Source organism: Paludibacterium purpuratum (assembly GCF_004363805.1).
GTDB classification, from domain to species: Bacteria; Pseudomonadota; Gammaproteobacteria; order Burkholderiales; family Chromobacteriaceae; genus Paludibacterium; species Paludibacterium purpuratum.
Map to the genome: position 1 here is coordinate 1 of NZ_SNZP01000019.1, position 25,316 is coordinate 25,316.

23 protein-coding genes are annotated in these 25,316 nt (G+C 59.9%); 9 read left to right on the forward strand and 14 right to left on the reverse strand.

Features of this window, described 5'->3' with window-relative positions; genetic code table 11:
* Positions 1–115: 115 nt before the first annotated feature.
* From DFP86_RS17985 to DFP86_RS17995, 3 genes are all read right to left on the reverse strand, one after another.
* On the reverse strand, positions 116–910 hold the full coding sequence (locus DFP86_RS17985; protein WP_133683874.1) for a class I SAM-dependent methyltransferase: 795 nt from the start codon (positions 908–910) through the stop codon (positions 116–118).
* A gap of 59 nt (positions 911–969) precedes the next feature.
* Entirely contained in the window at positions 970–1,956 is a 987-nt protein-coding gene (locus tag DFP86_RS17990) for a GlxA family transcriptional regulator (RefSeq protein WP_133683876.1), read from the reverse strand.
* 149 nt (positions 1,957–2,105) lie between these two features.
* Positions 2,106–2,870, reverse strand: a complete 765-nt coding sequence (locus DFP86_RS17995) for a transporter substrate-binding domain-containing protein (protein ID WP_133683878.1) — start codon at positions 2,868–2,870, stop codon at positions 2,106–2,108.
* A 282-nt stretch (positions 2,871–3,152) separates the two neighbouring features.
* Here DFP86_RS17995 and DFP86_RS18005 point away from each other — a divergent pair, with 282 nt between their 5' ends.
* From DFP86_RS18005 to DFP86_RS18025, 5 genes are all read left to right on the forward strand, one after another.
* Positions 3,153–7,964 carry an NAD-glutamate dehydrogenase gene (locus tag DFP86_RS18005; protein ID WP_133683882.1) on the forward strand — a complete coding sequence of 1,604 codons (4,812 nt, stop codon included), beginning with the start codon at positions 3,153–3,155 and terminating at the stop codon, positions 7,962–7,964.
* 391 nt (positions 7,965–8,355) lie between these two features.
* The gene (locus DFP86_RS18010) at positions 8,356–8,766 is read left to right on the forward strand and encodes an ExbD/TolR family protein (RefSeq protein ID WP_133683884.1); all 411 of its coding nucleotides are present in this window, start codon (positions 8,356–8,358) and stop codon (positions 8,764–8,766) included.
* Positions 8,763–9,467, forward strand: a complete 705-nt coding sequence (locus DFP86_RS18015) for an energy transducer TonB (RefSeq protein WP_133683886.1) — start codon at positions 8,763–8,765, stop codon at positions 9,465–9,467. The genes DFP86_RS18010 and DFP86_RS18015 overlap by 4 nt, the downstream gene beginning before the upstream one ends.
* Before the next feature lie 28 nt (positions 9,468–9,495).
* On the forward strand, positions 9,496–11,832 hold the full coding sequence (locus DFP86_RS18020; RefSeq protein WP_133683888.1) for a TonB-dependent receptor: 2,337 nt from the start codon (positions 9,496–9,498) through the stop codon (positions 11,830–11,832).
* Positions 11,833–11,879: 47 nt separating this feature from the next.
* Positions 11,880–12,491, forward strand: a complete 612-nt coding sequence (locus tag DFP86_RS18025) for a MotA/TolQ/ExbB proton channel family protein (protein WP_208108390.1) — start codon at positions 11,880–11,882, stop codon at positions 12,489–12,491.
* Positions 12,492–12,510: 19 nt separating this feature from the next.
* Here DFP86_RS18025 and DFP86_RS18030 read toward each other — a convergent pair whose 3' ends face one another.
* From DFP86_RS18030 to coaBC, 4 genes are all read right to left on the reverse strand, one after another.
* Entirely contained in the window at positions 12,511–13,329 is an 819-nt protein-coding gene (locus tag DFP86_RS18030; RefSeq protein ID WP_133683890.1) for a M15 family metallopeptidase, read from the reverse strand.
* Between the two features lie 68 nt (positions 13,330–13,397).
* Positions 13,398–13,883, reverse strand: a complete 486-nt coding sequence (locus DFP86_RS18035) for a prolyl-tRNA synthetase associated domain-containing protein (protein ID WP_133683892.1) — start codon at positions 13,881–13,883, stop codon at positions 13,398–13,400.
* A gap of 3 nt (positions 13,884–13,886) precedes the next feature.
* Complete coding sequence (gene dut, locus DFP86_RS18040) at positions 13,887–14,339, reverse strand: dUTP diphosphatase (protein WP_133683894.1); 453 nt, start codon at positions 14,337–14,339, stop codon at positions 13,887–13,889.
* A 13-nt stretch (positions 14,340–14,352) separates the two neighbouring features.
* A complete protein-coding gene (gene coaBC / locus DFP86_RS18045; protein WP_133683896.1) occupies positions 14,353–15,543 on the reverse strand; it encodes a bifunctional phosphopantothenoylcysteine decarboxylase/phosphopantothenate--cysteine ligase CoaBC in 1,191 nt (396 codons plus the stop codon).
* A 137-nt stretch (positions 15,544–15,680) separates the two neighbouring features.
* On the opposite strand from coaBC, the gene radC reads away from it, so the two are divergent.
* Together radC and DFP86_RS18055 are read left to right on the forward strand one after the other, a co-directional pair.
* On the forward strand, positions 15,681–16,355 hold the full coding sequence (gene radC / locus DFP86_RS18050) for a RadC family protein (protein WP_133683898.1): 675 nt from the start codon (positions 15,681–15,683) through the stop codon (positions 16,353–16,355).
* Between the two features lie 109 nt (positions 16,356–16,464).
* On the forward strand, positions 16,465–16,716 hold the full coding sequence (locus DFP86_RS18055) for a hypothetical protein (protein WP_133683900.1): 252 nt from the start codon (positions 16,465–16,467) through the stop codon (positions 16,714–16,716).
* Positions 16,717–16,776: 60 nt separating this feature from the next.
* On the opposite strand, the gene rbsD is transcribed toward DFP86_RS18055, so the two are convergent.
* From rbsD to DFP86_RS18085, 6 genes are read right to left on the reverse strand one after another with little or no spacing between them, the layout of a single operon-like run.
* Positions 16,777–17,172, reverse strand: coding sequence for a D-ribose pyranase (gene rbsD, locus DFP86_RS18060; protein ID WP_133683902.1), 396 nt, complete (start codon positions 17,170–17,172; stop codon positions 16,777–16,779).
* Positions 17,169–18,128 (reverse strand): ribokinase, encoded by a 960-nt coding sequence (gene rbsK, locus DFP86_RS18065; RefSeq protein WP_133683903.1) that lies wholly within the window; start codon positions 18,126–18,128, stop codon positions 17,169–17,171. Before rbsK ends, rbsD begins: the two co-directional genes overlap by 4 nt.
* Positions 18,129–18,138: 10 nt before the next feature.
* Positions 18,139–19,140 (reverse strand): LacI family DNA-binding transcriptional regulator, encoded by a 1,002-nt coding sequence (locus DFP86_RS18070; protein ID WP_133683905.1) that lies wholly within the window; start codon positions 19,138–19,140, stop codon positions 18,139–18,141.
* Positions 19,141–19,143: 3 nt separating this feature from the next.
* Positions 19,144–20,121 carry an ABC transporter permease gene (locus DFP86_RS18075; protein WP_133683907.1) on the reverse strand — a complete coding sequence of 326 codons (978 nt, stop codon included), beginning with the start codon at positions 20,119–20,121 and terminating at the stop codon, positions 19,144–19,146.
* On the reverse strand, positions 20,118–21,653 hold the full coding sequence (locus DFP86_RS18080; protein ID WP_133683909.1) for a sugar ABC transporter ATP-binding protein: 1,536 nt from the start codon (positions 21,651–21,653) through the stop codon (positions 20,118–20,120). Before DFP86_RS18080 ends, DFP86_RS18075 begins: the two co-directional genes overlap by 4 nt.
* Before the next feature lie 57 nt (positions 21,654–21,710).
* Positions 21,711–22,652, reverse strand: coding sequence for a sugar ABC transporter substrate-binding protein (locus DFP86_RS18085; protein ID WP_133683911.1), 942 nt, complete (start codon positions 22,650–22,652; stop codon positions 21,711–21,713).
* A 256-nt stretch (positions 22,653–22,908) separates the two neighbouring features.
* On the opposite strand from DFP86_RS18085, the gene DFP86_RS18090 reads away from it, so the two are divergent.
* Positions 22,909–23,823, forward strand: a complete 915-nt coding sequence (locus DFP86_RS18090; protein ID WP_208108391.1) for a substrate-binding domain-containing protein — start codon at positions 22,909–22,911, stop codon at positions 23,821–23,823.
* Between the two features lie 93 nt (positions 23,824–23,916).
* Entirely contained in the window at positions 23,917–24,291 is a 375-nt protein-coding gene (locus DFP86_RS18095) for an oxidoreductase (protein WP_133683915.1), read from the forward strand.
* 123 nt (positions 24,292–24,414) lie between these two features.
* Here DFP86_RS18095 and DFP86_RS18100 read toward each other — a convergent pair whose 3' ends face one another.
* Complete coding sequence (locus DFP86_RS18100; protein WP_133683917.1) at positions 24,415–25,179, reverse strand: class II glutamine amidotransferase; 765 nt, start codon at positions 25,177–25,179, stop codon at positions 24,415–24,417.
* Positions 25,180–25,316 lie beyond the last annotated feature (137 nt).

Genomic DNA, 25,316 nt, shown 5'->3' on the forward strand with positions numbered 1-25,316 from the left:
CCGATGATAGTGCGGCATTCGCCGTGTGAAAGTAGGACACTGCCAGACGCCTCTTGAGAAAAGCCCAGACCATTAGGTCTGGGCTTTTTGCTTTTGCTTTGGCTTTGCGCGGCGCTTATCGGGATGAGGGGCTTTGCGCCGAGTGGCGCGCCTCGCAGCAGTAGGCTTCGGTTCGATAGGGGAAAGAAATAGAGGTCCGACCCGCTAGATGGGGATGGCGCTCGATCAATTCGTGGAGCTGTCGCCGCACCTGTTCGCGTTGAGCTTGCGGTAGTGCGGCGATGAAGCTGACGGACATCGTGCGATCGACGATCACTTGCTCCGGCGAGCCGGTATGGGCGTGGGTGAAACAGTCGGGTTCGGGTAGGCTGAAAATGCCTTGGGTAAAAGGTTGTCGCCACTCGCCGGTATGGAAACGCGGTACGCCCACTTCGAAGGGGGTGATCAATGCCGTGATTTCCCGTACCCAGTCGCACTGTTCGTCGCGCACGTTCCAGATCAATCCCAGTCGTCCGCTGGGCTTGAGTACGCGCCGAATCTCATGTAATGCGTCGACATTGGCAAACCAATGGAAGGCCTGGGCGCATACGACGACGTCCACGGTTTGATCGGGTAGGGGGATCGCTTCCGCGCGCCCGTCCAATGTCGCGATATTCGGCAGCTGTTGTTTCAGTTGAGCGCGCATGGCGGCGACTGGTTCCAACGCCTGTACGGTGGCCTCGGTGCCATGGAGCAGCTTGGTGAATTTTCCAGTGCCCGCACCGAGTTCGAGTACTTGCTTGCCCGGTGCGATGCTTAGACGATCGTGTAACCATGCATGCAAAGCATCTGGATAATCGGGGCGGCCGCGTTCGTAGATGTCGGCGCCTTGGCCAAAACCGCATGACGCGGCCTGATGAATTTCTGGCATGACAACACCCTAAAACATATGATTAGGGCTGTTTTTGTGCCATTAGGCTGGTCTTGTCGTCAAGCCTGCGATTGTGGTTGAGTGCGCTGCGCGCGTTCTTCGCGCGGGGTGATGCCGAAATGGTTTCGATAGGTGCTGGAGAAGTGCGGGCCGCTGGAGAAGCCGCAGGCCAGGCTGATTTGCACGATGGACTTTGAAGTCTGCTGCAACAATTGGCGCGCACGGTTGAGGCGCAGTTCCAAGTAGTACTTGGAGGGCACCGTACTCAAGTATTGCTTGAACAAGCGTTCCAGTTGTCGACGCGAGACCCCGACGTAGTAGGCGATGTCGTCGGTGGAGAGCGGTTCCTCGATATTGGCTTCCATCAGGCTGACCGCTTCGGTCAGCTTTGGCTGGCTGCCGCCAATGCGGGTGGCCAACGGAATGCGCTGCCGCTCGTTGCCTGGCCGCGTGCGCTCCATAATGAACACTTCGGATAGTCGCGAGGCGAATTCGTGGCCTTGCTGGCCGGCAACCAGCGACAGCACGAAGTCCATTGTGGCCGCGCCGCCTGCGCAGGTCATGACGTTGCTGTCGGCTTCGTACAGATTGGAGGACACCACGACTTCGGGGAAGTCCTCGGTAAACTGGTTGATGTCTTGCCAGTGAATGGTGGCGCGGTGTTGATGCAGCATGCCGGTGCGCGCCAGCCAATAGCTGGCGCAACCGATGCCGGCCAACTGCATTTTTTCCATGTTCTGGGCATGGATGCCGCGTGACAACTCGTCGATATTGATGTCGCTGGAAATGTCTCCGGCAAAGATCAGCAGGCCGTCTAGGCGCGGGCTGTAGCCGAGGGGGAGATCTACCGCGTACTGCAGCCCATTGCTAAGCGCGACTGGGGTGCCGTCAAGCGACAGCGTCAGAAATTCATAGATCTTGCGTTCGGCCAGTTGATTGGCTCGTGCCAGCACTTCGCATGCCATGGCGAAGTCTGCCATCGAGGCATGCGGCAGCAAGAGCATGCCATAGCGGAGAGGTTTGACTGCTTGCGGTTGGAGACCCATAGCTTCCGTAAGTAAGTAAACGGCCCGCTGTCACGCAATGACGTTTAGCTGGTATGCCGCATTAATGACGCTAGGTATGTATTGTACGATTATTTGCGGTTCGGTGAGCAAGATTAGTACCCTCGAACGGCAAATCGGAAGGCCTTTATTTATGGTGCACTGCCGTAAATGTCGAAGTTGAAATACTTGCGCTCGATTTGTTGGTAAACGCCGTTCTGACGCAGATGAGCAATAGCCTGATCGAGACGCTGTCTCAGTGCGTCGTCTCCCTTTTTGACCGCAATGCCGGCACCCTCGCCGAAATAATGCGGATCGTCGAATTTCGGCCCGATAAAAGCATACCCCTTGCCCTGCGGCTTGCAGAGAAAGCTATTGCTGCCGACCACATTGTCCACGAATACTGCCGCGAGCTTTCCTCGCATCAAGTCGGTAAACGCCGCCGGTACTTTGTCGTATGCCACGATGTGGGCACCGGCCTTGCCCCAGTAGTCATGGGCAAAGCTTGCCTGCGTCGAGCCGCGCAGCACCCCGATCGACTGTCCGTCGAAACCGTGGCGACCGACGTCGGTTCCGGTGCGCGTCACGATGCGGCTGGCGATGTGGTAGTAGCGTCGAGTGAAATCCAGTTCTTGTCGCCGCTGCGGGGTGATCTGCATCGACGAAAGGATGGCGTCGAACTTGCCTAAGTTTAGCGCCTTGATCAGGCCATCCCAGTCCTGGGGTACGATCCGACAGTCGACCTGCATGTCCTGACATAAGGCGCGCGCGATGTCGGCGTCGAAGCCTTGTGGCTGACCATTGCTATCTTGCCAAGAGAACGGCGGATAGTTGAGATCCATGCCGAAGCGCAGGGTTTCGGCATGAAGCAGGGCGGGAAAACATAGGGCGGCAAGCCACAGTACGTTCAATCGCATGATCCAGATTCCGACCGAGGCAGCTATTGCAGGATGCCAACAGTTTATCAGCTTGCTCTAGTCTTAGGAAAAGGTATTAAATGCGTGGAGAAACCGCTGTATTGTCTGACGATATTTCTTGCTATGCATTTGGATTTTTCGAAGTGTATACGGCTATATTGGTTTGGCGATCTGCGGCGGTTTTGGCGGTGCCCGCCAACCACGAGCAATGCGAGACAGGACTTCATAGAGAGCCGCCGGCCATTGTTTCGGGCATCTACACGCTAACAACAAGAGAAACCTATGTCCCTGACCAATAAAACCGAATTGGCTAGTCTGATCTCGGATATTCAGTCCGTTGCCAAAAGCAAGCTGTCGGCCGTGGAGGCCGAGAAGCATGTGGCCTTTTTTCCGGTCTATTTCGAAGGCGCCGAGCATGGCGATTTAAGCCGCTTCTCGTCGTTGGATTTATTTGGCGCCGCGATGGCGCACTATGACTTCGGCCGTAAGCGCGCCGTCGGTCAACATAAAATTCGCATCTACAATCCCGATTTTGAACGTGACGGCTGGCAGTCGACTCACTCGGTGATCGAGATGGTGACGGATGACATGCCGTTCCTGATCGATTCATTGGCGTTGTTCCTGGGGCGTAATAATCTGAATCTGCATCTGCTGGTGCACCCGGTTCTGGCGGTCAAGCGCGACTCGGCCGGCAACCTGCAAGACATCCAGCGCACAGGTGACGGCGATGTACTGCGCGAGTCTTACATTCATGTGCAGATCGACCGCGTCAGCGACCAATCCGTCATGCAAGGCTTACAAGATGAACTTCACCGGGTGATTGCCGATATCCGTCTGGTGGTCAGCGATGAGCCGAAGATGCGCGCGGCATTGACCGAAATCGGCAAGGATCTGGCGAAGATCAAAGGTGCGCGTGCGACCGAGGCCAAGGAAGCCATCGAGTTTCTGCAGTGGACGGCCGACAATCATTTCCTGTTCATGGGGTATTGCGACTACGATCTGGTCAAGCGCGACGGCAAGGACAGCCTGAAGATCGTCAAGGGATCCGGGCTGGGGATTCTTCAGGATCAGGGCGATAAGGAGTATTCGGCCAGTTTCGAGCAATTGCCGCAGGAGCTGCGCGAATTGGCGCACTTGCCGCAACTGATTATCCTCAATAAGTCGCAGACTCGCTCCATCATCCATCGCTCGGCTTATGTCGATTTCGTCGGCATCAAGCGCTTCGATGCCAAGGGCGCGGTGATCGGCGAAAGGCGCTTTCTCGGCCTGTATACCGCACGTGCCTACCAGGTCTCGCCCAAGAACATCCCGATCCTGCGCCGCAAGGTCGAAAGCGTGATCAAGAGCTGCGATTACGTGGACAACAGCTACAAGGCCAAGACGCTCAACTTCGTGCTGGAGAGCTATCCGCGCGACGAATTGTTCGAGATTCCGGCCGAAACCCTGGCGCCGATCGCCGAAGGCATCGTCAATCTGCAAGAGCGGCCGCGCGTGCGGCTGTTCGTGCGTACCGACCGCTACCACCGTTATGTCAGTTGCCTAGTCTATGTGCCGCGCGACAGCTTTAGCACAGAAGTGCGGCTGAAGATCGAACGCGTCTTGCTTAACGCCTTCCAGGGTAATTCGACCGAGTTCAGCGTTCAGATCGGCGACGCTATGTTGGCGCGTGTGCATTACATTATTCGTACCAATGCGGCCAAGTTGCCGACTTTCCGCGAAAGCGATATCGAAACCGAAATCGAGCGTCTGGTTCGCGGTTGGACCGAGGAGTTGCATCAACAATTAATCGAGGCGCATGGCGAAGAGGAGGGTAATCGCCTGTTCAACGGCTATAAGCAGGCATTCCCGGTGGCCTACCGCGAAGAATTCGCCGTGCGCAATGCCGTGCTCGATATCCAGCATCTGGAGGGTGTTTGCGCCGAACAACCGCTGGCGATGAAGTTATATCGGCCGTTCCACCGCAATGCCGAGGATTTCAATCTGAAATTGTTTAGTTTCGGCGAAGCGCTGGGGCTGTCGGCCAGTCTGCCGATCCTGGAGAACATGGGCGTCAAGGTTCGTGACGAACATCCGTATTGTGTGCGCCGCGCCGACGGCGGCACGATCTGGATCAGCGACTTCGGCCTGGATCTGGGTGGCACCTTCGAACAAATGCTGAACGACGAGGTGCAGCAGGATTTTCAGGAATTGTTGAGTCAGGTATTCAGCAAACGCTGCGAAAACGATGGCTTTAACCGTCTGGCATTGGTAGCCGGCCTCGACTGGCGCGAGATCTCGCTGGTGCGCGCACTGGCCAAATATCTGCGTCAGGCCGGATTGACCTTTAGCCAGGCCTACATCGAGCAGTGCGTGACCAACTATCCCGAGATCAGTCGCGACCTGGTGCAATTGTTCGCTGTGCGCCTCGATCCGAATACAGCCGACCTGAAGCTGGCCGCCGAACTGGAAGAGCGCTTGCACGAGCGCTTGGATCTGGTGGCCAATCTGGATGAGGATCGTATCCTCAATGGCCTGTTGACGGTGATTCTGGCAACGCGCCGCACCAACTTCTGGCAACGCGACGGCGACGGTCTGCCGAAACCCTATATCTCGTTCAAGCTGCAATCCGGCGCGATTCCCTTCCTGCCGCAACCGCGGCCGCTGTTCGAAATCTGGGTTTATAGCCCAAGAGTCGAGGGGGTGCATTTGCGCGGTTCGAAGGTGGCGCGCGGCGGCTTGCGCTGGTCCGATCGTATGGAAGACTTTCGCACTGAGGTACTTGGGCTGGTCAAGGCGCAGCAGGTCAAAAATTCGGTTATCGTTCCGATGGGCTCGAAGGGCGGTTTCGTTTGCAAGCAACTGCCGCCGGCCACCGACCGCGAGGCATGGATGGCAGAGGGCATCGCTTGCTATCGCATCTTCATTTCGGCGTTGCTCGATCTGACCGACAACCTGGTGAGCGGCGCCATCGTGCCGCCGGTCGATGTGCGTCGTCTGGATGGCGACGACCCCTACCTGGTCGTGGCCGCCGACAAGGGCACGGCCACTTTCTCCGACATCGCCAATAGCGTGTCGCAGGCCTATGGTTTCTGGTTGGGCGATGCCTTCGCTTCGGGTGGGTCGGCCGGTTACGACCACAAGAAGATGGGCATCACTGCGCGCGGCGCCTGGGAGTCGGTCAAGCGTCATTTCCGCCACTTGGGCCTCAACACCCAGGAGCAGGACTTTAGCGTGATCGGCATCGGCGATATGGCCGGCGACGTATTCGGCAATGGCATGTTGCTATCGCGTCACATCCGACTGAAGGCGGCATTCAATCATCTGCATATCTTTCTCGACCCGAGCCCGGATGCCGAGAGCAGTTTCGACGAGCGCCAGCGTTTATTCGAATTGCCGCGTTCGAGTTGGACCGACTACAACCCGAAGCTGATTTCGGCGGGCGGCGGCGTGTTCGAGCGCTCGGCCAAGTCGATTCCGCTATCGCCCGAAGTTCGCGCTTGGCTCGGCGTCGAGGATGAACATCTGGCGCCCAACGAGCTGATCCGAGCCATTCTGATGGCCGAAGCCGACTTGTTATACAACGGCGGTATCGGGACTTATTTCAAGGCCAGCAGCGAAAGCCACGCCGACGCGCACGACCGTGCCAACGATGCGTTGCGCGTGAATGCCGGCGACCTCAGGGTCAAGGTATTGGCCGAGGGCGGTAACCTGGGCTGCACGCAGCGCGGACGGATCGAGTTCGCGCTCAAGGGGGGGCTCAATTGCTCCGATGCGATCGACAATTCGGCCGGGGTCGACTGCTCCGACCATGAGGTCAACATCAAGATCCTGCTCGGTGCGGTCATCCAGGCCGGCGACATGACGCTCAAGCAGCGTAACGAACTGCTGGCCGAGATGACCGAGGAAGTCGGCGACCTGGTTCTGCGCAACAACTACCTGCAGACCGAACTGCTGGCCATCAAGCGCCAGGAGGCTGCGTCGATGTTGTCGACGCATGCGCGGTTGATCCACCATCTGGAAAAGAGCGGCGAACTTAATCGCGAGTTGGAGTTTCTGCCTAGCGATACGCAGGTCAACGAGCGCCGCTTGGCTCGCCAGGGGCTGACCTCGCCTGAGGTCGGCGTGCTGCTGGCCTATAGCAAGATTTCGCTCGATCAGGCGCTGTTGGCCAGCGATCTGCCGGACGATCCCGATTTCCTGCCTGTGCTGGTCAATTACTTTCCCAAGGCATTGCAGAAGAAATTCCGCGGCCAAATGGAACGCCATCACCTCAAGCGCGAGATCATCTCCAATCAACTGGCGAACCAGATCGTCAACCGCATGGGCACCACCTTCGTGTTCCGGTTGCAGGAAGAGTCGCCGTTTTCGGCCGCGGAAATCGCGCGTGCCTGGTGGGTGGCGAGCCGGGTCTTCGATGCCGAGTCGCTGTGGCAGCGTATCGAGGCGTTGGACAGTCGCGTGCCGGCCGACCGTCAGATGGTCATGATGGTGCTGGTGCGCACGCTGGTCGAACGCGTAACGCGCTGGGTGTTGCGCAATAAGCGTCCGATCGGGTCGGTCGACAAACAGCTCGCCCAATACACCGATAAGGTGCGTGCCTTGCTGGCCAAGCTGCCGGAGTTGGTCGGCTCGCAGCAATACCCTTCGGTGGCAGACGGGGAAGCCCGGTTGAATCTGCCGAATGTACCGCAGGATCTGGCGCGCGTTTTGGCGCGACTAGAGTTCGCTGTGCCGCTGATGGATATCTTGGAGCTGGCGGAAACCGGCAACGCGGAGCCGGAAGTCGTGGCGCGCAACTACTACCGGCTGTCGGCCGATCTGCAGCTCGATTGGCTGCGCGATGCCATTACCGGCTTGCCGCGCGACAACCGCTGGCAGTCGCTGGCGCGCTCTGCATTGCGTGACGACCTGTACCGCATGCAGCGTTCGCTCACTGGCCTGGCGCTACACGATGCCGGCGACAATCGGGTATTTGCCGAGCAGTGGCTTGCCAAGCGCGCGCAGCATGTCGATATCTGCCAGCAGATGTTCGCCGAGTTGCAAGCCTTCGAGACGCTGGATCTAGCCATGCTGTCTGCCGGTATGCGCGAGCTGAGCAATCATATGCTGGCATGATCGAGATGGTTGATGGCGTAAAGCGCGTCCGAGAGGGCGCGCTTTTTTATTTGTCGATGTCTATGGTTTTTTGGATGGCTAGAAATTAAAAAATTTAACTGATATTTCTAGTTTTTTTAAATTAACGCATTTGTCATTGGTTGGGTGTGGGCGTTTAGTCGAGTGGAGACTGGCGCTACTCGATGTTTTTTTAAATATAATTATTTAAATCAATGTATTGTTGGCACCGTTTGTTGCTGGCTTCGTCCGCGTTCGATGGTTTTTATCGCCTTTGTGACGGTTGGTGATAAATGTTAATAGAAATAATAAAATAATATACATTTAGCATAACCGTAAGCCCGTCCATGTATCTTCATCCGAAACCAAAACAGTGTTTTCGAGGTGAAGTGTCATGTATTTCTTGGATGAAGAGCCGCGCAAGAAAGCGCGGATCGAGATCATTCCGATGATCGACGTCATGATGTTCCTGTTGGTCTTCTTTGTGCTGATCAGTCTGAATGTCATTCCCGCGACGGGCTTGCCGACGCAATTGCCGACATCGCGCAATGCTGCGCAGCAGACGCCCAACAAGCCCGTCATCGTCACGCTGACCGCCAATGGCACGCTACAGCTCAATGGTCGCGATGTGGCCGCCAGTGTCTTGCCTGCCGAACTGAAAGCGTTGCAGCAGCCGGGCAATCCGTTATCGGTGATCGTCAAGAGCGACGGCGCGGCCCAAGTGCAGCGTATGGTCGACGTCATGGATCTGATCCGCGACAGCGGCATTAACCAGATCTCCATTGCGGCGAAGAAGAAAGCATGAGCGTGCTGAAGCTGGTGCCGCCCAATGCCGATCAACGCCGCGACGCGGTCGCGGCAGTCGCCGCCGCCGCTGCGATGCTGGGCTTGTATGCCGTGGGGCACCTTTCGCCCATGCCGCGCTTCCACCACGAGAAACCGCCGGTGGTGCTGCAAGTGCTGCCGGTGCCGCCAGAACCGGTCGCGACGCCGCTGCAACCGCCGCGGCCTCGTCCGGTGCTTGCCAAATCGCAACCACAATCCCACGCCACGCCATCGCCTACACCAATGCCCACGCCGGCACCTAGTGCGCGCCCGCTGGCTGCCGCGCCGGTGAGTGCAACGCCGATGCCAAGTGCTCCCGCCAAGGCGGAGGCGACACCGGCACCCGTTGCGCCGCCCGCACCGCGTGTCAATGTCAGTGCGGATCGCGAGTTCGAAGCGCGCATCCGCGCCCTGATCGAACAACAGAAAACCTATCCGACCGGCCGCCAGGCCGCGATCGAAAAGCCGGCCGGCATCGTGCATGCCTGTGTCGATATTTCGCGAGACGGCGCCGTGCGTTCGGTGAGTATTCAAGAAAGTGCCGGTGCCGGGCTGTTGGATCAGGCCGCCAAGCGCTTGATGAACACTCTGTCCTATCCGGCCTTCCCGGAGGCGGTCTATGCGGGGGCCGCCAGCCATGTGTTTTGTACCCGGCTCAAGTACGAGCCGCCTTCCAACTGACCTTTAATTCACTTGTGTAGAGATCGCAATGAGAAACCAACCTATACGGCCGGTGGTACTGGCCGTGCTCGCGGCATTGTCCAGTCCGCTTGCGCATGCCGACGACCGTACCGAGCTGGGCACCGTGGTGATTACCGGCGAAGGGGACAAGCTGGGCGCGGGCTATATTCAGCCGGAAGACAGCGTCAAATCGCGCAGTAACGTTACGCGTGCCTCGCTGGAAAAATCCAGTCCGACCAGCAATATCTACCAGGATCTGAATATGCTGCCGGGCGTGAATGCCTCCAGCTACGATGCAACGGGTATGTTCGGTGGCGCTCTGACGGTGCGTGGCTTCAACTCGGATCAATTGGGGGTGACGATCAACGGTGTGCCGGTCAACGACTCCGGCAGTTTCTCCGTTTATCCGCAGGAATACGTCGAGAATGAAAACCTTTGCCAGGCTTTCGTCACCCAAGGGTCGACCGATACCGATGCACCGCATGTCGGCGCGACAGGCGGCAATATCGGCTTTGTTACTTGCGATCCGGAGAATCAACGCCGCGTGCGTTTTGCTCAGACGGTCGGCAGCAATGAATTGAGCCGCACCTATTTGCGCGGCGATACCGGGCGCTTTGCCGACGATAAGGCCAAGGCCTTCCTGTCATACTCCCACTCCCGGGTGGAGAAATGGAAAGGGCCGGGCGCGGCGGTGCGCGACCATATCGATACCGGTATGCGCTATGACCTCTCGACGGGCAGCTATATCAATGCGTCGCTGCTCTATAGCCGCGAAGTCGCCAACAATTTCCTCAACCCGACCTTGGCGCAGTTGAACGCGAACGGGTATAACGCCGATTATTCGCCGACATTCACCCCAGGGCATCTGCCGCCGGTCAATGGCACCGCTCAGAACGAATCGGGTCCGAATCCGGCCTATTACCAACTGGCGATTAACCCGTTCGAAAATGCCATTTTCAAAGTGGATGGCATCTTCCAGCTCAGCGACAGCACCAAGCTGAAGATTCAGCCGTATTACTGGTATGGCTACGGTACCGGCGGCACCCAGCAGACCACGTTGAAGGAAAACGGGTTCTACAACGCCGCCACCGGCGCGCTCAACGGCACCAAGGATCTGAACGGCGATGGCGACACGCTGGACAAGATCCTGGTCGCGTCCAGTTCGTTGACCAAAACCAACCGGCCGGGCATTACGCTGGCGGTGAGCAAAACCCTCGACAACCATCAAATCGACACCGGGGTTTGGTTCGAGCGCGCCGAGCACCGCCAGACCAAGCCGGCCACCTCCGTCGATCAGAACGGCAACCCGGCGAGCCAATGGCTCGACAGCAACCTGATCACGCGACCGGACGGCTCGCTCTACCAGGGGCGCGATTGGGATACGATCAGCACCGCCTGGCAGTTCTTCGCCCAGGACTCGATCAACCTATTGAAGGACGACTTGAACGTGACGGCGGGGCTGCGCACGCCATCGGTGACACGCGACTTCACCAACAACGCCAGCGAAGGCTCGGGCATTTCCAATGTCGGCTACCACCTCAAGCAGACGTACAGCGACGTATTGCCGAGCGTGGGTTTCCGCTACAACTTCACCCCGGCGCATCAGGTTTTCGCCAATGTGACGAAGAATTTCCGCGCGCCGCCGAACTTCGCTTTCGCGCCGACCGGCAACAACGTCAGCGTCGTCAACGGTCAGGTGGTATTGTCCTCCAACGTCAAGGCCGAGACCGCGATCAATACCGATGTCGGCTACCGCTACCAAGGCACGGCCTTCACGTTCAGCGGCACGCTGTTCGACGTGGAGTACAAGGATCGTCAGGCCAACGCCTACGACCCGGTGACCCAGAAGAGCGTTTACACCAACGCCGGCGATGTTCACAACTGGGGCACGGAGCTTGAGTTGGGTACCACGCCGGTGGCCGGCTGGAGCGTCTATACCTCGTTCACGATCAACCGCAGCGAAATCAAGAGCAATCTGCAAACGGCTGCCAGCACCACGCTCGCAACGCAAGGCAAGGAATTTCCATTGACGCCGCGTTGGATGGCGGCGCTGTCGCTGCAGTATGCGCAAGGGCCGTTCTACGCGCGGACCAACGTCAAACACACCGGCAAGCAGTTCGCCACGCTGGTGAACGACGAAGTGGTGCCCGAGTACACCTTGGTCGATTTCGATGCCGGGTATCGTTTCCCGAATATGGGGTGGCTGAAGAACCCGACCATCAAGTTCAACCTGTCGAACATCTTCAATACCAGCTATCGCGTACCGAGCGGTCTGCAACCGACGGCTGCGGATAGTAGCAATCCCGTGCGCTATTACCTGGGCGCGCCGCGCGGCGTGGCGTTGACCTTGCAAACCGACCTGTAACGCATTTGGCAATCGGCCGGGGTGGGAAGCCCCGGCCATGGAGGGCAATGAGCATGACCATCGATTACACCAGTCTTCATACCGCAACTTTCTACCTGATGTACGCCTGCCTGGCATTGGCTATCTTCGTCTGCGTCGAGCGGCTGATCTATTACGTACAGACGCAGAAGCACGCCCGCGAACTGGAAGGGGCGGTGACCGGCCACGCCGGCGAGTTGCACCTGCTGCCGCGCGAGTTGACCGAGCGCGACAGCCTGCCGGCACAGGCGCTACGCACCATGATGGCCGATATTCCCAATACCCGTTCGCCGGAAGATTTGCAGCACTTGTCGAGCGCGGTGTTCTTGTCGACCAAATCGCGACTGCAGAAGAATCTCTGGGTGTTGGATACCATCGTGACGGCAGCGCCGCTGTTGGGTTTGCTCGGTACGATCCTCGGTATTATCGAGACCTTCACCACCTTGGCCGAGCACGGCATTTCCGATCCCAAGGGGGTGTCGGCCGGCATCGGTACGGCGCTCTTGGCTACCGCCATGGGGATTACGGTGGCGTTGATCGGGCTGGTGTTCCTGAATCACTTCCACGACCGGGTCGACCGTATCAGCGAACACCTGAAAGTCCTATTGCTGCGTAGCGCGATCCGACGCGAGGCGGCATGATGCCGCCAGCCGGACTCGGTTAGCGTGTTGATTGGGCGACGCAGGATGCGCGCCGGGCCGCGTGCGATCCGGTCTTGGCCCGAGCCATGCAGGCCGTGTAACCGGCAATGTACGTGTCGAACAACCGGCTTGCCTGCTCCGGTGTCGCGCGAGCCATTTGTTCGACCAGGCTACGCGAGCCGGGCTCGAAATGCTGGTAGTCGATCGGGGAGTCCCAATACCCGCCCCAGCCGAGAAAACCCTGTTCGGCGAATAGATCGACGACGTCTTCCGCCATGCCGGCACGCGTTGGCTTGTTCGGCCGGCTGTCGAGCCGATTGATCCCGGCTTGTGCAGCCGCGGCCGGCTGTACGCGCGCCGTGCCTGTGTCGTCGAACGACAAGTAAGGGTTTTGCCATGGGTTGAGGTCGATGGCTACGCCATAGGCATGCAACGACCAGCGCGTGCCGCCGGTGATCGGCCTGGCGTTGAAGGCCGAAGTGTTGTTGTCGGCCATCGCCGCCTGGTCGTCGCCGCGATAGAGCTCCATCGGTTGCGCCTTGGCAAGCGGGAAGCGGCGTGCGTAAAGCGCGTCGAAAATTGCCTGCACATGTGGCGCCACCGCGTCCAGTACCACAATGTCGCCGATACGTGTGCGCCCGGCGAAATCGACGTGGCGGAAAGTGACTTGGCGCAAGCGCTCGCAACCGACCGGCGCGGTGTCGGAGATGACGCCGGCGGTGCGCATGGCTTCGCATTGCAACTCGGATAAGGGGACGATGTCGGCCTGCGCCAGTGGAGCGATGACACAAAACCCAATGAGCGGCATAAGTTGCCGCCACGCGAAGGCGATGGACATGTTGGTTCTCCTTGAGCAGATCGTCGTTTGGGGTGGCGCCCCGTGGTGGGGCGCCGGTTCGTGTGCGACTAGACGTTGACGCCGCGAGGCTCGTGTCCGGTATGGCGCAGAAAACGCAGAAAGTCCGGCACGCTGATGCACAGCGTCGAGTGGTTGACCATCGGGTGGAAGCCGATCAACCGTTCCGGGTCGATGTCGTTATCGAGCAATACCGTCACACGGTGCTCGGCATCGTTGGCCAGGCCGAACGGCGTGACCGAGCCTGCCGACAGGTGCAGATATTCCTGCAGGCGCTCTTCCGAGGCAAACGACAGCCGGGCTTCGTCGATTTGCGCTGCAACCGACGCCAGGTCGGCGGTTTTCAATTCGTCCAGCACCAGCAGATAGTAACGATTGCCCTTGCGGTTTTTCAGGAACAGATTCTTGACGTTCTGGCCGGGAAAAGTGATGCCTTCGCGGTGATAGTCGGAGACCGAGCCGAAGGGCGGGTGCTCGACTTTCTCAAAGGTGATGCTCAACTCGGCCAGCAGAGTGTACAGACCGGCTTCCTGCATGGCTCAGCCTCTTCCCGTGCTGCCGAATCCGCCGGCACCGCGCTCGGATGTCGCGAAATCGTCGACGATATTGAATTCGACCTGGGCCACCGGCACCACGATCAGTTGGGCGATGCGCTCGAGCGGCGTCAGACGGAACGACTCGCCGCCACGATTCCAAACCGAGACGAACAATTGTCCCTGGTAGTCGGAGTCGATCAGGCCGACCAGGTTGCCCAGCACGATACCGTGCTTATGCCCCAGTCCGGAGCGCGGCAGGATCATGGCGGCAAAGCCCGGGTCGCCGATGTGGATGGCCATGCCGGTCGGCACCAGATGGGTTTCGCCCGGGTGGATCTGGATATCCTGATCGATGGCGGCGCGCAGATCCAGGCCGGCCGAGCCAGGCGTCGCATAGCCGGGTAGATTGTCGTTTAGCCTCGGGTCGAGAATTTTGACGTCGATAACGGGTTTCATGTGGTCCTCGCGCTTAATTGGGTAGTCTATTGGCCAATAGAGCGGCCAGATGGTCGACGATGGCTTCTGCCACCGCCTGTTTGGGCATTGCGGGCAGTGCGTGCGCACCGTGATCGTCGAGCAGGACGACTTGGTTGTCGTCAGCCCCCATGGCGGTTTGCACCAGATTGGCAACCAGCAGCGGCAGCTTCTTGTCGCGGCGCTTGCGCTCGGCATGTTCGAGCAGGTCGCGGCTCTCGGCGGCGAAGCCGACGCAGAACGGCGCCGCCGGCAGGGCGGCCACTGTGCGCAGTATGTCGGGATTTTCCTCCAGCTGGATGTCGAGCGGCCCTTCATGCTTCTTGTGCTTGTGCTCCGTACGGTTCTTGACGCGATAGTCGGCCACGGCGGCCACCGCGATGAAGGTGTCGCAGGTCCCGACCTGGCCGAGCACCGCTTGTTGCATCTCGTCGGCGCTTTGCACGTCGATGCGGGTCAGGCCGACCGGTGCCGGCAGCGCGGTCGGTCCGGAAATCAGCGTCACCTCGGCGCCGGCGTCGCGGCAGGCGCGCGCCAGTGCATAGCCCATTTTTCCGGAGCTGATGTTGGTGATGCCGCGCACCGGGTCGATGGCCTCGAAAGTCGGGCCGGCGGTCAGCAGTACGCGGCGACCCGCCAACGATTTGGGGCGGAAGAAGCCGTGGAGCAGTTCGGCGATGGCCTCCGGTTCCATCATGCGGCCTTCGCCGGTTTCGCCGCAGGCCTGCTCGCCGCGATCCGGACCGAAAATCGTGACGCCGTCGGCGCCGAGTGTGGCGATATTGCGCTGGTTGGGCGGGTTTTCCCACATCTGGCGGTTCATGGCCGGCGCCACGATCAACGGACAGGTGCGTGCCGCCGCCAGCGTGGTGAGCAGATCGTCGCACTGGCCGTGGGCAAGCTTGGCCAGGGTATTCGCACTGGCCGGGGCGATCAGAAATGCATCGGCGCGGCGCGACAGATCGATATGAGCCATGCCGTTGGCCGGCCGGTCGTCCCATTGATCGGTGTAAACCGGATTGCCCGACAGCGCTTGGAAGGTCAACGGCGCGACGAAGTGCGTGGCGCCTGCGGTCATGACGACTTCGACGCGGTGGCCGGCCTTGATTAACAGACGGGTCAGCTCGGCCGCTTTGTAGGCGGCGATGCCGCCGGTGATGCCGAGAAGGATGCGTTTTGACGACATTTGCATGATGCCTTTGGCGGAATTCATCCCAGAAGTTTAACGGATTTTATCTTGCGCTGCCCTGACATGACCGCGCAAACGCGTCTGCTCGGCGAGGTAATGCTACAAATAGATCTTTCGCCGACAGGAGGACGAGCATGTCGATTGCACACTGGCCAGTTGCCGAGCGCCCGCGAGAGAAGCTGCTTGAGCGCGGCGCCAGCGTCTTGAGCGATGCGGAGTTATTGGCGATTTTCCTCCGTACCGGTATCCGCGGGCATAGTGCGGTGGATCTGGGGCGCGACCTGATCCGCCGGTTTGGTTCGCTATCCGGTTTGCTATGCGCCCAGGAACAGGACGTGACGGCCCTCCCGGGCCTTGGGCCGAGCAAGGTCGCTCAACTGCTGGCGGTGCGGGAACTGGCTCACCGGGCACTGCGCGAGGAGATGGCCGCAACGAATATCCTCGATTCGCCCGAGCGGGTGTCCGATTACTTGCGTCTGTTGATGGGGGGGCACGAAGTGGAAGTTTTTATGGTTATTTTCCTCTCTGTGCGCAATCATATATTAACGGCACAGGAACTGTTTCGAGGTACATTGACCGAAACCCGGGTGTATCCGCGCGAGATCGTCCGCTTGGCGTTGCGTCACAACGCGGCGGCATTGATCCTGGCGCATAACCATCCATCGGGGGAGCCCGAGCCTTCCATGCCGGATTTGCTGGTGACCGAGGCCCTTCAGCGACTGCTGAGAGAGGTCGATATAAGGTTACTGGATCATGTGATCGTCACTCGCCAACAGACCGTTTCCCTGGCTGCGCGAGGATACTGCTAGAAAGGGAGTGCAGGCGGGGGGATGCGTGTAAAGACGGTGCGCATCTGCCGAAGTCGACCGGTTGTTAACTGTCGCAATCGATTCTTTCACGCATCACAAGGAGCTCATCATGAACATCCTGCGCTTGCTTAATGAGTCGGAATACATCCAGGTCAACAACCAGTTCATCAAACCGGAGCACCACACCGTCTCCGAAGAGTTCTCCGATGACGACGATGTCGCACTGGCCGCCAGAGTCGATGGCCACGACTTGATCTTGACCGTGGCAGAGTTGGAAGAGGCCACGCCGCTGGCCGATGGCGGTTTTTGGCTGGAAGGTCTCGGCTACTTGCGCTTTCTGTCGCGCCAAAGTCTGCACTAAGACGTCGCGCGTCCGCGGCTCTGCCGCGGGCGTGCTTTGACCCGCTCGACAGGGGGGCGCTTAAAACACCACGCCTGCACGAAGAATGATGTTAGCGTAGGGCGTGCATTCGCCGGTGCGTACCATCGCCACGGCGCCGGCCGTCATTTGCTTGAAGGCTTCGTGATCCATCGTTTCGACTTGCGCCGAACCAACGTGACCTTGCATTGCCGCCAATAACGACGGATTGCGCTCGGAGAGTTCGCTGGCAACGATGGCAGACTCGATCTGCATTTCGCTCGCTACCGCTTCCAGAACGGCCAACATGCCGGGCGTGCCGCGGCAGACCGCCAGGTCGATGCGCTGCGGGCCGGCCGGAATCGGCAGACCCGCGTCACCGATCACCAGCATGTCGCCATGCCCGAGTCGGGCGATGACTTCGGATAAGGCACTATTCAGTAGCACGGTTTTTTTCATGATTTTCTCGTTGTGTCGGGCTTTGGATCGCCCGGCGTCAAGTCATCCAGTTCATGGCGGAAGGGAATCGAAGGTTGGGCGCCGGGTCTGCCGATGCACAGCGCGGCGGCGCGCATGCCGAGCTGTACGGCATCGTCGATGACCATGCCTTCGAGCAGGCCGGCCGCCATGCCGCCGATGAAGGTGTCGCCTGCGGCGGTGGTGTCCACGACCTGGGCTGGTTGCGCCGGGTAGTGGCGCACGCCGTTGGTATCGGCGATGAGTGCGCCATCGGCGCCAAGGGTCAGTAGGATGGCCCCGGCTCCGCCGCGTAGCAGTCGACGGGCCGCCGCCATCGCTTCCGCACGCGTCGTAACCGGCAGTCCGGAAATCAGCGCGGCCTCGGTTTCGTTGACGACCAGGTAGTCGACGGCCAGCAGATCCGAGTCGAGCGGTATGGCCGGTGCCGGATTGAACAAGATCGGCACGCCAGCGCCGCGCGCCTCGGCAAAAGCGATGCGCACGCAGTCGGTCGGCACTTCCAATTGACAAAGAAGCAGTGCCGCCGAGTGAATATCGTCCGCGGCCAGCCGTACATCGGCCTGGGTCAGCGCGCCATTGGCCCCCGGTGCCAGCATGATGCGATTCTGGCCATTGTCCTCCACGACGATCATGGCAATGCCGCTGGCGCCTGTATCGGTCGACACATGTCGGTGGTCGACGCCGGCGGCATCGAGCGTGGCGCGCAATGGCGCAGCGAAGGCGTCGTTACCGAGCTTGCCGATCATGCGTACCTGCGCGCCGAGTCGGGCGCAGGCGACAGCCTGGTTGGCGCCCTTGCCGCCGGGATGTTGCGCGAAGTCGTGGCCCAGCAGGGTTTCGCCAGGGGCTGGGCAGCGCGACACGCGCAGCACCAGATCCATATTCAGGCTGCCGACGACGGCGATATGGGGGGAGGGGAAGCGAGTCGAAGGCATTTCGGCTTTCCTATACGGAGCGGGGCGGCGCGGAGGAGGCCCGTACCAACAGTTCGGGTTGCAAGGCGATTTTGCAGGGGGCGGTGCGATCGTGATGCAGCCGCTCGAACAGCAGTTCGGTCGCTACTTCCCCGATCAATTGCTTGGGTTGTGCGACCGTGGTGAGCGGCGGGCTCATGAAGGCTGCCAGCTCGATGTCGTCGAAGCCGACGACCGACAAATCGTCGGGCACCGAGAGCCCCGCCTTGTGGGCTGCACACAGCGCACCGATCGCCATCAGGTCGTTGCAGGCGAAGATAGCGTGCGGGCGGTTGGATGCCTGCAGCAAATGGCAGGTGACATCGTGGCCGCCTTGGCTTGTGAAGTCGCCGAGTAGCAGCGTGTCGTCCGCCAAGCCCGCCTCGGTAAGCGCCTCGCGCCAGCCCGCGATGCGCAGTCGGCTAGGGGCGAGGTGTTCTGGACCGGAGATGCAGGCGATGTGGCGGTGCCCCAGCTCGATAAGGTGCCGGGTTGCCAAGTAGGCGCCCATGCGATGGTCGGTGGTGACCGTGTCGCACTCGAGCGACTTCCACTGGCGGTCGACCAATACCAGCGGCACCTTCAGGGTGGCCAGCAGGCCGGGCAGATCGGGGCTGTCGCCCGAGGACATGACGATCAACCCATCGACACGCTTCTCCATCAGCACCCGCAGATAGACGCTCTGCTTGACCGGGTCGTCGTCGGAGTTGCATAGCACCACGTTGTAACCGGCGCTGTAGCAACGATCCTCGATGCTGCGGATCAACTCGGCGAAGTAGGGGTTGCTGTTGTTGGGCAGCATGATGCCCAGCGTGCGTGTGACGTTGTGCTTTAGGCTTCGCGCCACGGCGCTTGGCACGTAGGCAAGCTCGCGCATGGCATCCTCGATGCGCGTCTTGACGTCTTCGCTGACGTAGCGTGTGCGGTTGAGTACGTGCGACACGCTACTGACCGAAACCCCGGCGCGCTGGGCTACCTGTTTCATCGTTGCCATTGTTTATCCTGCCTGACGTCCCTGTTTGCGCAGGTCGCGATATTTATCCAGCATCACGGCGGCGATAATGACCAGCCCGGTGATGATGCGCTTGGTCGGGTCGGAGGCGCCGATCTGCGCCATGCCGGCTTCCAGTACGGCGATGATCAACACCCCGAAGAAGGTACTGATGACCGATCCCCGTCCACCCATGAGGCTGGTGCCGCCAATGACCACGGCGGCGATCACCTGCAGCTCCATGCCGATCCCGGTGTTGGGGTCGGCGGCTTCAAGGCGCGAAGTCTGCATCAAACCGGCCACGCTCGCCAATAGGCCGATCAGTGTGAACACCGCCACCTTGATCGGGCGCGGGTCGACGCCGGCGAGCCGCATGGCTTCCTCATTGGTGCCGATACCGATCATGTAGCGGCCGAATACGCTGCGCGTCAGTACCAGTTGACCGATGACGATAACGGCCAACGCAATGACGAATGCCGGCGAAATGCCGCCGATCAGGTTGGAGCTCAGCCAGTCGACGTCGCTGCCGATGTACTGAGTGCGCGAGTCGGTGACCACATAGGCCGCGCCGCGGGCGATTTCCAGCATGCCGAGCGAGACGATGAACGACGGTAATTGCCATTGCACCGAGACGAAGCCGGTCAGGAAACCGCAAGCCGCACCGCTAACAAGCCCGAGCAGCAGCGCCGGTGCCAGGCCCCAGCCCCAGCGCAGCATGGCCAGCGAACACAAGGCACTCGACAAGGCCATAACCGAGCCGACCGACAGATCGATGCCGGCGATGATCAGCACATAGGTCATGCCGACTGCCAGTACCGTCAGTGCCGGGATGTCGTTGGCGATGGTGATGAAGGTGTTGGCGGAGAGGAAGTATTCGCTCATCGAGCCGAAGAACAGCACCATGGCCAACAGGGCGATCGCCAGGCCGATATAGGTGCCGGCGACGCCGGTGTACCAGCGTCGGGAAGGGGTGTGTGTCGTCATGATTGTCCTTGATTTGCTTCTTGGGGCCGGGTGCTGTAGCCGCTGAAGGCCGCCTCCAATAGCGTTTGCTGATCCCATTGGCCACGCTGGTAACTGCCTGCTAAGCAGCCGGCGCTCATCACGCCGATACGGTCGCAGATCTCCATCAACTCGCGCAGATCGCTCGAGACGACCAGCAACGCCTTGCCGGCGTCCGCCATCGCGCGCATCTGGGTATAGATGTCGGCACGGGCGCCAATGTCGACGCCGCGCGTTGGCTCGTCCAACAGCAGGATGTCGCAGTCGCGCAGCATCCAGCGGGCGAACACGACTTTCTGTTGATTGCCGCCGGACAGCTCGCGTGCGGCTTGTTCGGACGAGTGACAGCGGATACCGAGCAATTGGACGTATTCGCCAGACGACTGACGCTCCGCGGTCAAATTCAGCCAGCCGCGACGTGCGAAACGACCTAGCCGCGCCAGTGTGGTGTTGAGGGTGATCGATTTGTCGAGCAGCAGTCCCTGCGATTTACGGTCTTCCGGGATCAGGCCGATGCCCTGGCGCACTGCGCTCATCGGCGAATCGATGCGAGCGGGCTGCGGGTTGCCGTTGAGGAATATATTGCCTCGATCCTTGCGGTCGGCGCCGAAGATCAGCCGCAACAACTCGGTACGGCCCGAGCCGACCAGGCCGGCGATACCGTAGATTTCGCCGGGTTGCACGCTGAGGCTGACGTCCTGCACTTGCGTGCCGCGTCCCAGACCCTCCAGTCGCAGCATCGGCGTGGCTGCCGGTCGCGGAGGCCGCGCTTCGCTTTCCGCGACGTCGTGACCGACCATCAGCCGTACGATCTCCTCTTGCGTCATTGACGACATCGGGTGAGTCGCGACATGGCGGCCATCGCGCAAGACCGTGACGCGATCGGCGATCTGTTCAACCTCGTCGAGGCGATGGGAAATATAAACGATGCTGACGCCCTCGGCTTTCAGTCGCGCCATCTGGCGGAACAGATGGTCGATTTCGTGCCGCGTCAGCATGGCGGTCGGCTCGTCCAGAATCAGCAGGCGGCAGGGGCCGAGTAGACTGCGGGCAATTTCCACCATCTGCTGGTGGCCAATGCCGAGCTCGCCGACCAACTGGTGCGGGTCGATCCGATCCAGACCGATGGCCTTCATATGGGCGGCCGCTTGTTCGAACAGCGAATGGCGACGGATAAAGCCGCCGCGTTGCGGTAGCTGGCCGAGAAACAGGTTTTCCGCCACGGTTAGCGTCGGTACCAGGCTGAGTTCTTGCATCACCATGCGGATGCCGAGCGCTTCGGCATGGCTACGCGAAGTCGGCGCATAGGGGGTGTCGCCCAGCAGCATTTCGCCTTGCGAGGCTGGAATCAGCCCGGCGACGATCTTGGATAGCGTGCTCTTTCCTGCGCCGTTCTCGCCGGTCAGCGCCAGGGTTTCGCCGGGATACAGCGCCAGATCGATATCCGATAGCACCGGCGTGGCATAGGTCTTGCCTATGCCGCGTAAGCGCAGGATCGGTGCTTGAACACTCATGCAGCGTCTCCATGTGGCCGCCGGCCGCGAGACGGCCGGCGGATGCGCATTGAACGCTTAGCGCGTTACCAGCGTAATCGGCGTTTCGTAAACGGCCGGCAGTTGGCTTTGCGGCGTCTTGGCCTTGATCGCCTTCAGTGCCAGTTCGATGCCAAACACCGCTTGCTTGGCTGCGTATTGGTCGACGGTGCCGAGCACGCGGCCGTCAGCCAGCATCGGCTTGATGGCGGCGATATTGTCGTAGCCGACGACCTTGACCTTGCCAGCCATGCCGGCGGTCTTGATGGCGGCGACGGCGCCAAGCGCCATGTTGTCGTTGCCGCACAGCAGCGCCTTCATATCCGGATGTTCGCGCAGCATGGCGGACGCCACGGTGTTGCCCTTGTCGATTTCCCAGTCGCCGGACTGTACGCCGACAACAGTGACGCCCTTAGCCTTCATGGCATCTTGGAAGCCGGCAGTGCGCTGTTGTGCATTGGTGGTGGTGGACACGCCTTCCAAGATGCCAACCTTGTCACCGCCCTTGAGTTGACGGGCCAGGTAGTCGCCGACCAGGCGGGCGCCCTTACGGTTGTCCGGGCCGACGAACGGTACGTTGAGACCCTTGCTCTTCAGCGTGGCGGGGTCGAGGCGGTTGTCGATATTGACGACCAGGATCCCTGCATCGACGGCCTTTTTGACCACCGGCACCAGCGCCTTGGAGTCGGCCGGCGCCAACACGATCGCATTGGCATGCTCGACGATCATCTGTTCGACGATGCGGATTTGGTTGGCGGTGTCGGTTTCATCCTTGATGCCGTTGGCGATCAAGGTGTATTGGCCGGCGTGCTGTTTCTGATGTGCCTTGGCGCCGTCTTCCATGGTGCGGAAGAACTCATTGGCCAGCGACTTCATGACCAGGGCCACCTTGGGCTTCTCGGCGGCGGAGGCGTACTGCATCGGGATGGCGGCCATGACGAGCATCATGGTCAGGGACTTGAAGAGACGACCGGATTTCATCGTGTTTTTCTCCATCGATAACGAGGTTGAAATGCGCTGTGTGATGTTGCGAAAACGATTGCGCAATCGTTTGCGGTATTCTTTGTCGCACGAACCAGTATGTCAAACGCTATCGGAAGTAATTTCACTTTAAGTGAAATTAGTAGGGCAGCGGCGCGATCAATGAGGGGTCATTAAATTCATATGTAATATTGGTGTATAAATAGCAACAGAAACGATGGCGGAGAAAACAATGCGACTAGGCATGGGGGGGCGGATGTTATGGCTGGCTGTGGCCGTGCTGTGCTTATCCGGCTGTCCCAGTGGCGAACGCAGCCGCCATACGGTGAGTGCGACGGTCCAGACGGTAGGGGAGACGCCGACAGTCGGACTGGCGATTTCCAATATCGGCAACCCATTTTTCAAAATACTCAAGCAAGGCGCGGAGCAAGGGGCTCGCGAGTGCGGTCTACGGCTGCAGGTTGTGGATGCACGCGACAATACCGAGACGCAACAAGCGGAAATCAAGGCGCTGATCGCTCAGAAGGTTCGTGTCTTGCTGGTCAATCCGACCGATTCGCAACGGCTTGTCGGTAGTGTCGCCGCCGCCAATCGGGCGGGCATCCCGGTGATTACCCTCGACCGCTCCGTCGACGCCGGCAATGTCGTCGCGCATATCTCTTCCGACAACATGGCCGGCGGTCGCATGGCCGGCGAATACATTAAGCATCGCCTGGGTGGCAAGGGACGGGTCGTCGAACTGCTCGGCGTGCGTGGGGCATCGTCGACCATCGAACGCGATCAAGGTTTTGCCATGGTGTTGAACGGGGCCAAAGGGCTGCATCTGCTGGCTCGCGAGTCGGCAAATTTCGACCGCGCCAAGGCCGAGGCGATGATGGCGAAAATCATTGCGCGATATGGCGAGATCGATGCGGTATTTGCGTTGAACGATGAAATGGCGCTTGGCGCCGAACGTGCGTTGCGAGCAGCAGGCCAGAACCGGACGCTAATCGTCGGTTTCGATGCCTCCGCCGAAGGGCTGGCGGCGATCCGTGCCGGCAAGATGGCCGCAACCATCGCCCAGCGCCCCGATCTGATCGGCCACCAGGCGGTGTTGGCGGCATGCCGCGTGTTGGATAAAGCGCCGGTGGAGACATACATCCCCATACCGTTGGAGTTGGTCAATATTTGATATGACAGCGACTTGATTTAGCGCAAATATCAATGACGATCCTTCTTGCTACAGTGTTTTCGAGCTTTTAAAAACACTTAGAGGATCGCGCGCATGGCGTCGTTCAAGATCGGGATTATCGGGGCCGGAGAAACCGGCACCCCATTGCTGAAACAACTGTTGAATGCACCTTTTGTCGAAGTGGTCGGCGTTGCCGATCTGAATGCGGAAACGCAGGGTATGCAGCTGGCGAAATCGCGTGGCGTGCTGGTGACCCACAACGGGCTGGACATCGCCGAACTGGGTGCCAAGGTCGACATCATCATCGATATGACCGGCTCGCCCAAGGTGCGGGAAGACCTGCGTCGCTTTATGCAATTTTCCGGCAACACCCATACGGTTATCGTACATGAGCGCGTGGCTTTGCTGATGTTGTCCCTGTGCACCGGCACGCTGGTCGAGCCGGTTCACGGCGAGCAGTCGTATTAGCCATCAAACGGCGGGCGCAGGGCCTGCCGCACACGAGGACTCCGGGAAGCTTGGCTTCCCGGTTTTTTTGTGCAGGAGGTTGATGCGTTGCTTCGCGAACGCATCCTACGCGAACGCACCCTCCTACCGTACTGGTATCCCGTCCTTGAACAGGATCAGTTGTCCGGGCGATAGCTGCGTCCAAATCTCGTTGTCGGTCAGCGGTAGCGTGGCGATCACCGCCACCCGGTCATGGGGGGTGGTGATCTGAGCGAAATCGACCGTTAGATCGTCATCGACCAAGTGCGCCTTGTTGAACGGCGACTGACGCAGGATGTAATACAGATTGGTCGAGCAATGCGCCGCCAGGAATGCGCCGTTGGACAACATGAAGTTGAACACGCCATGGCTGGCGATTTCCGCAGTCAATCGCGCCAATGTCTCGAACAGCGCATCCTCGTCCGGCATCTCGTCCCAGCGCTGCCGTAGCGCCTCTAGAATCGCGCAGAAGGCGCGTTCCGAGTCCGTGTCGCCGACCGGCCGGTAATATTGTCCTGTTGCGGGCCGGTAGTCTTTCAGGTCGCCGTTGTGCGCGAAAATCCAGTAACGCCCCCATAATTCGCGCATGAAGGGGTGCGCGTTGGCCAGACGGACTTCCCCTTGCGTCGCTTTGCGGATATGGGCGATGACGTTCATCGACTTGAGCGGGTAGTCGCGCACCAACTTGGCCAGCGGCGAGTCGACCGACGGCCTATCGTCGATAAACAGCCGACAGCCTCTGTCCTCGAAAAAGGCGATGCCCCATCCGTCGGCGTGATGGTCGGTCAACCCGCCGCGGCGGTGGAAGCCCTCGAACGAGAACACGATGTCGGTGGGGGTGTTGCAGTTCATGCCCAATAACTGGCACATGGCGATGATCCTGTGTTGAAAACGCGACGCAAACCTCATTCTTCCATGGAATGCCACTTACATGCCAGATGCTGAATGGGGCTATCATCGGCGTCGGTGCGAGACTACATTGACTTGAGAATAGGCAACTTGCCCCC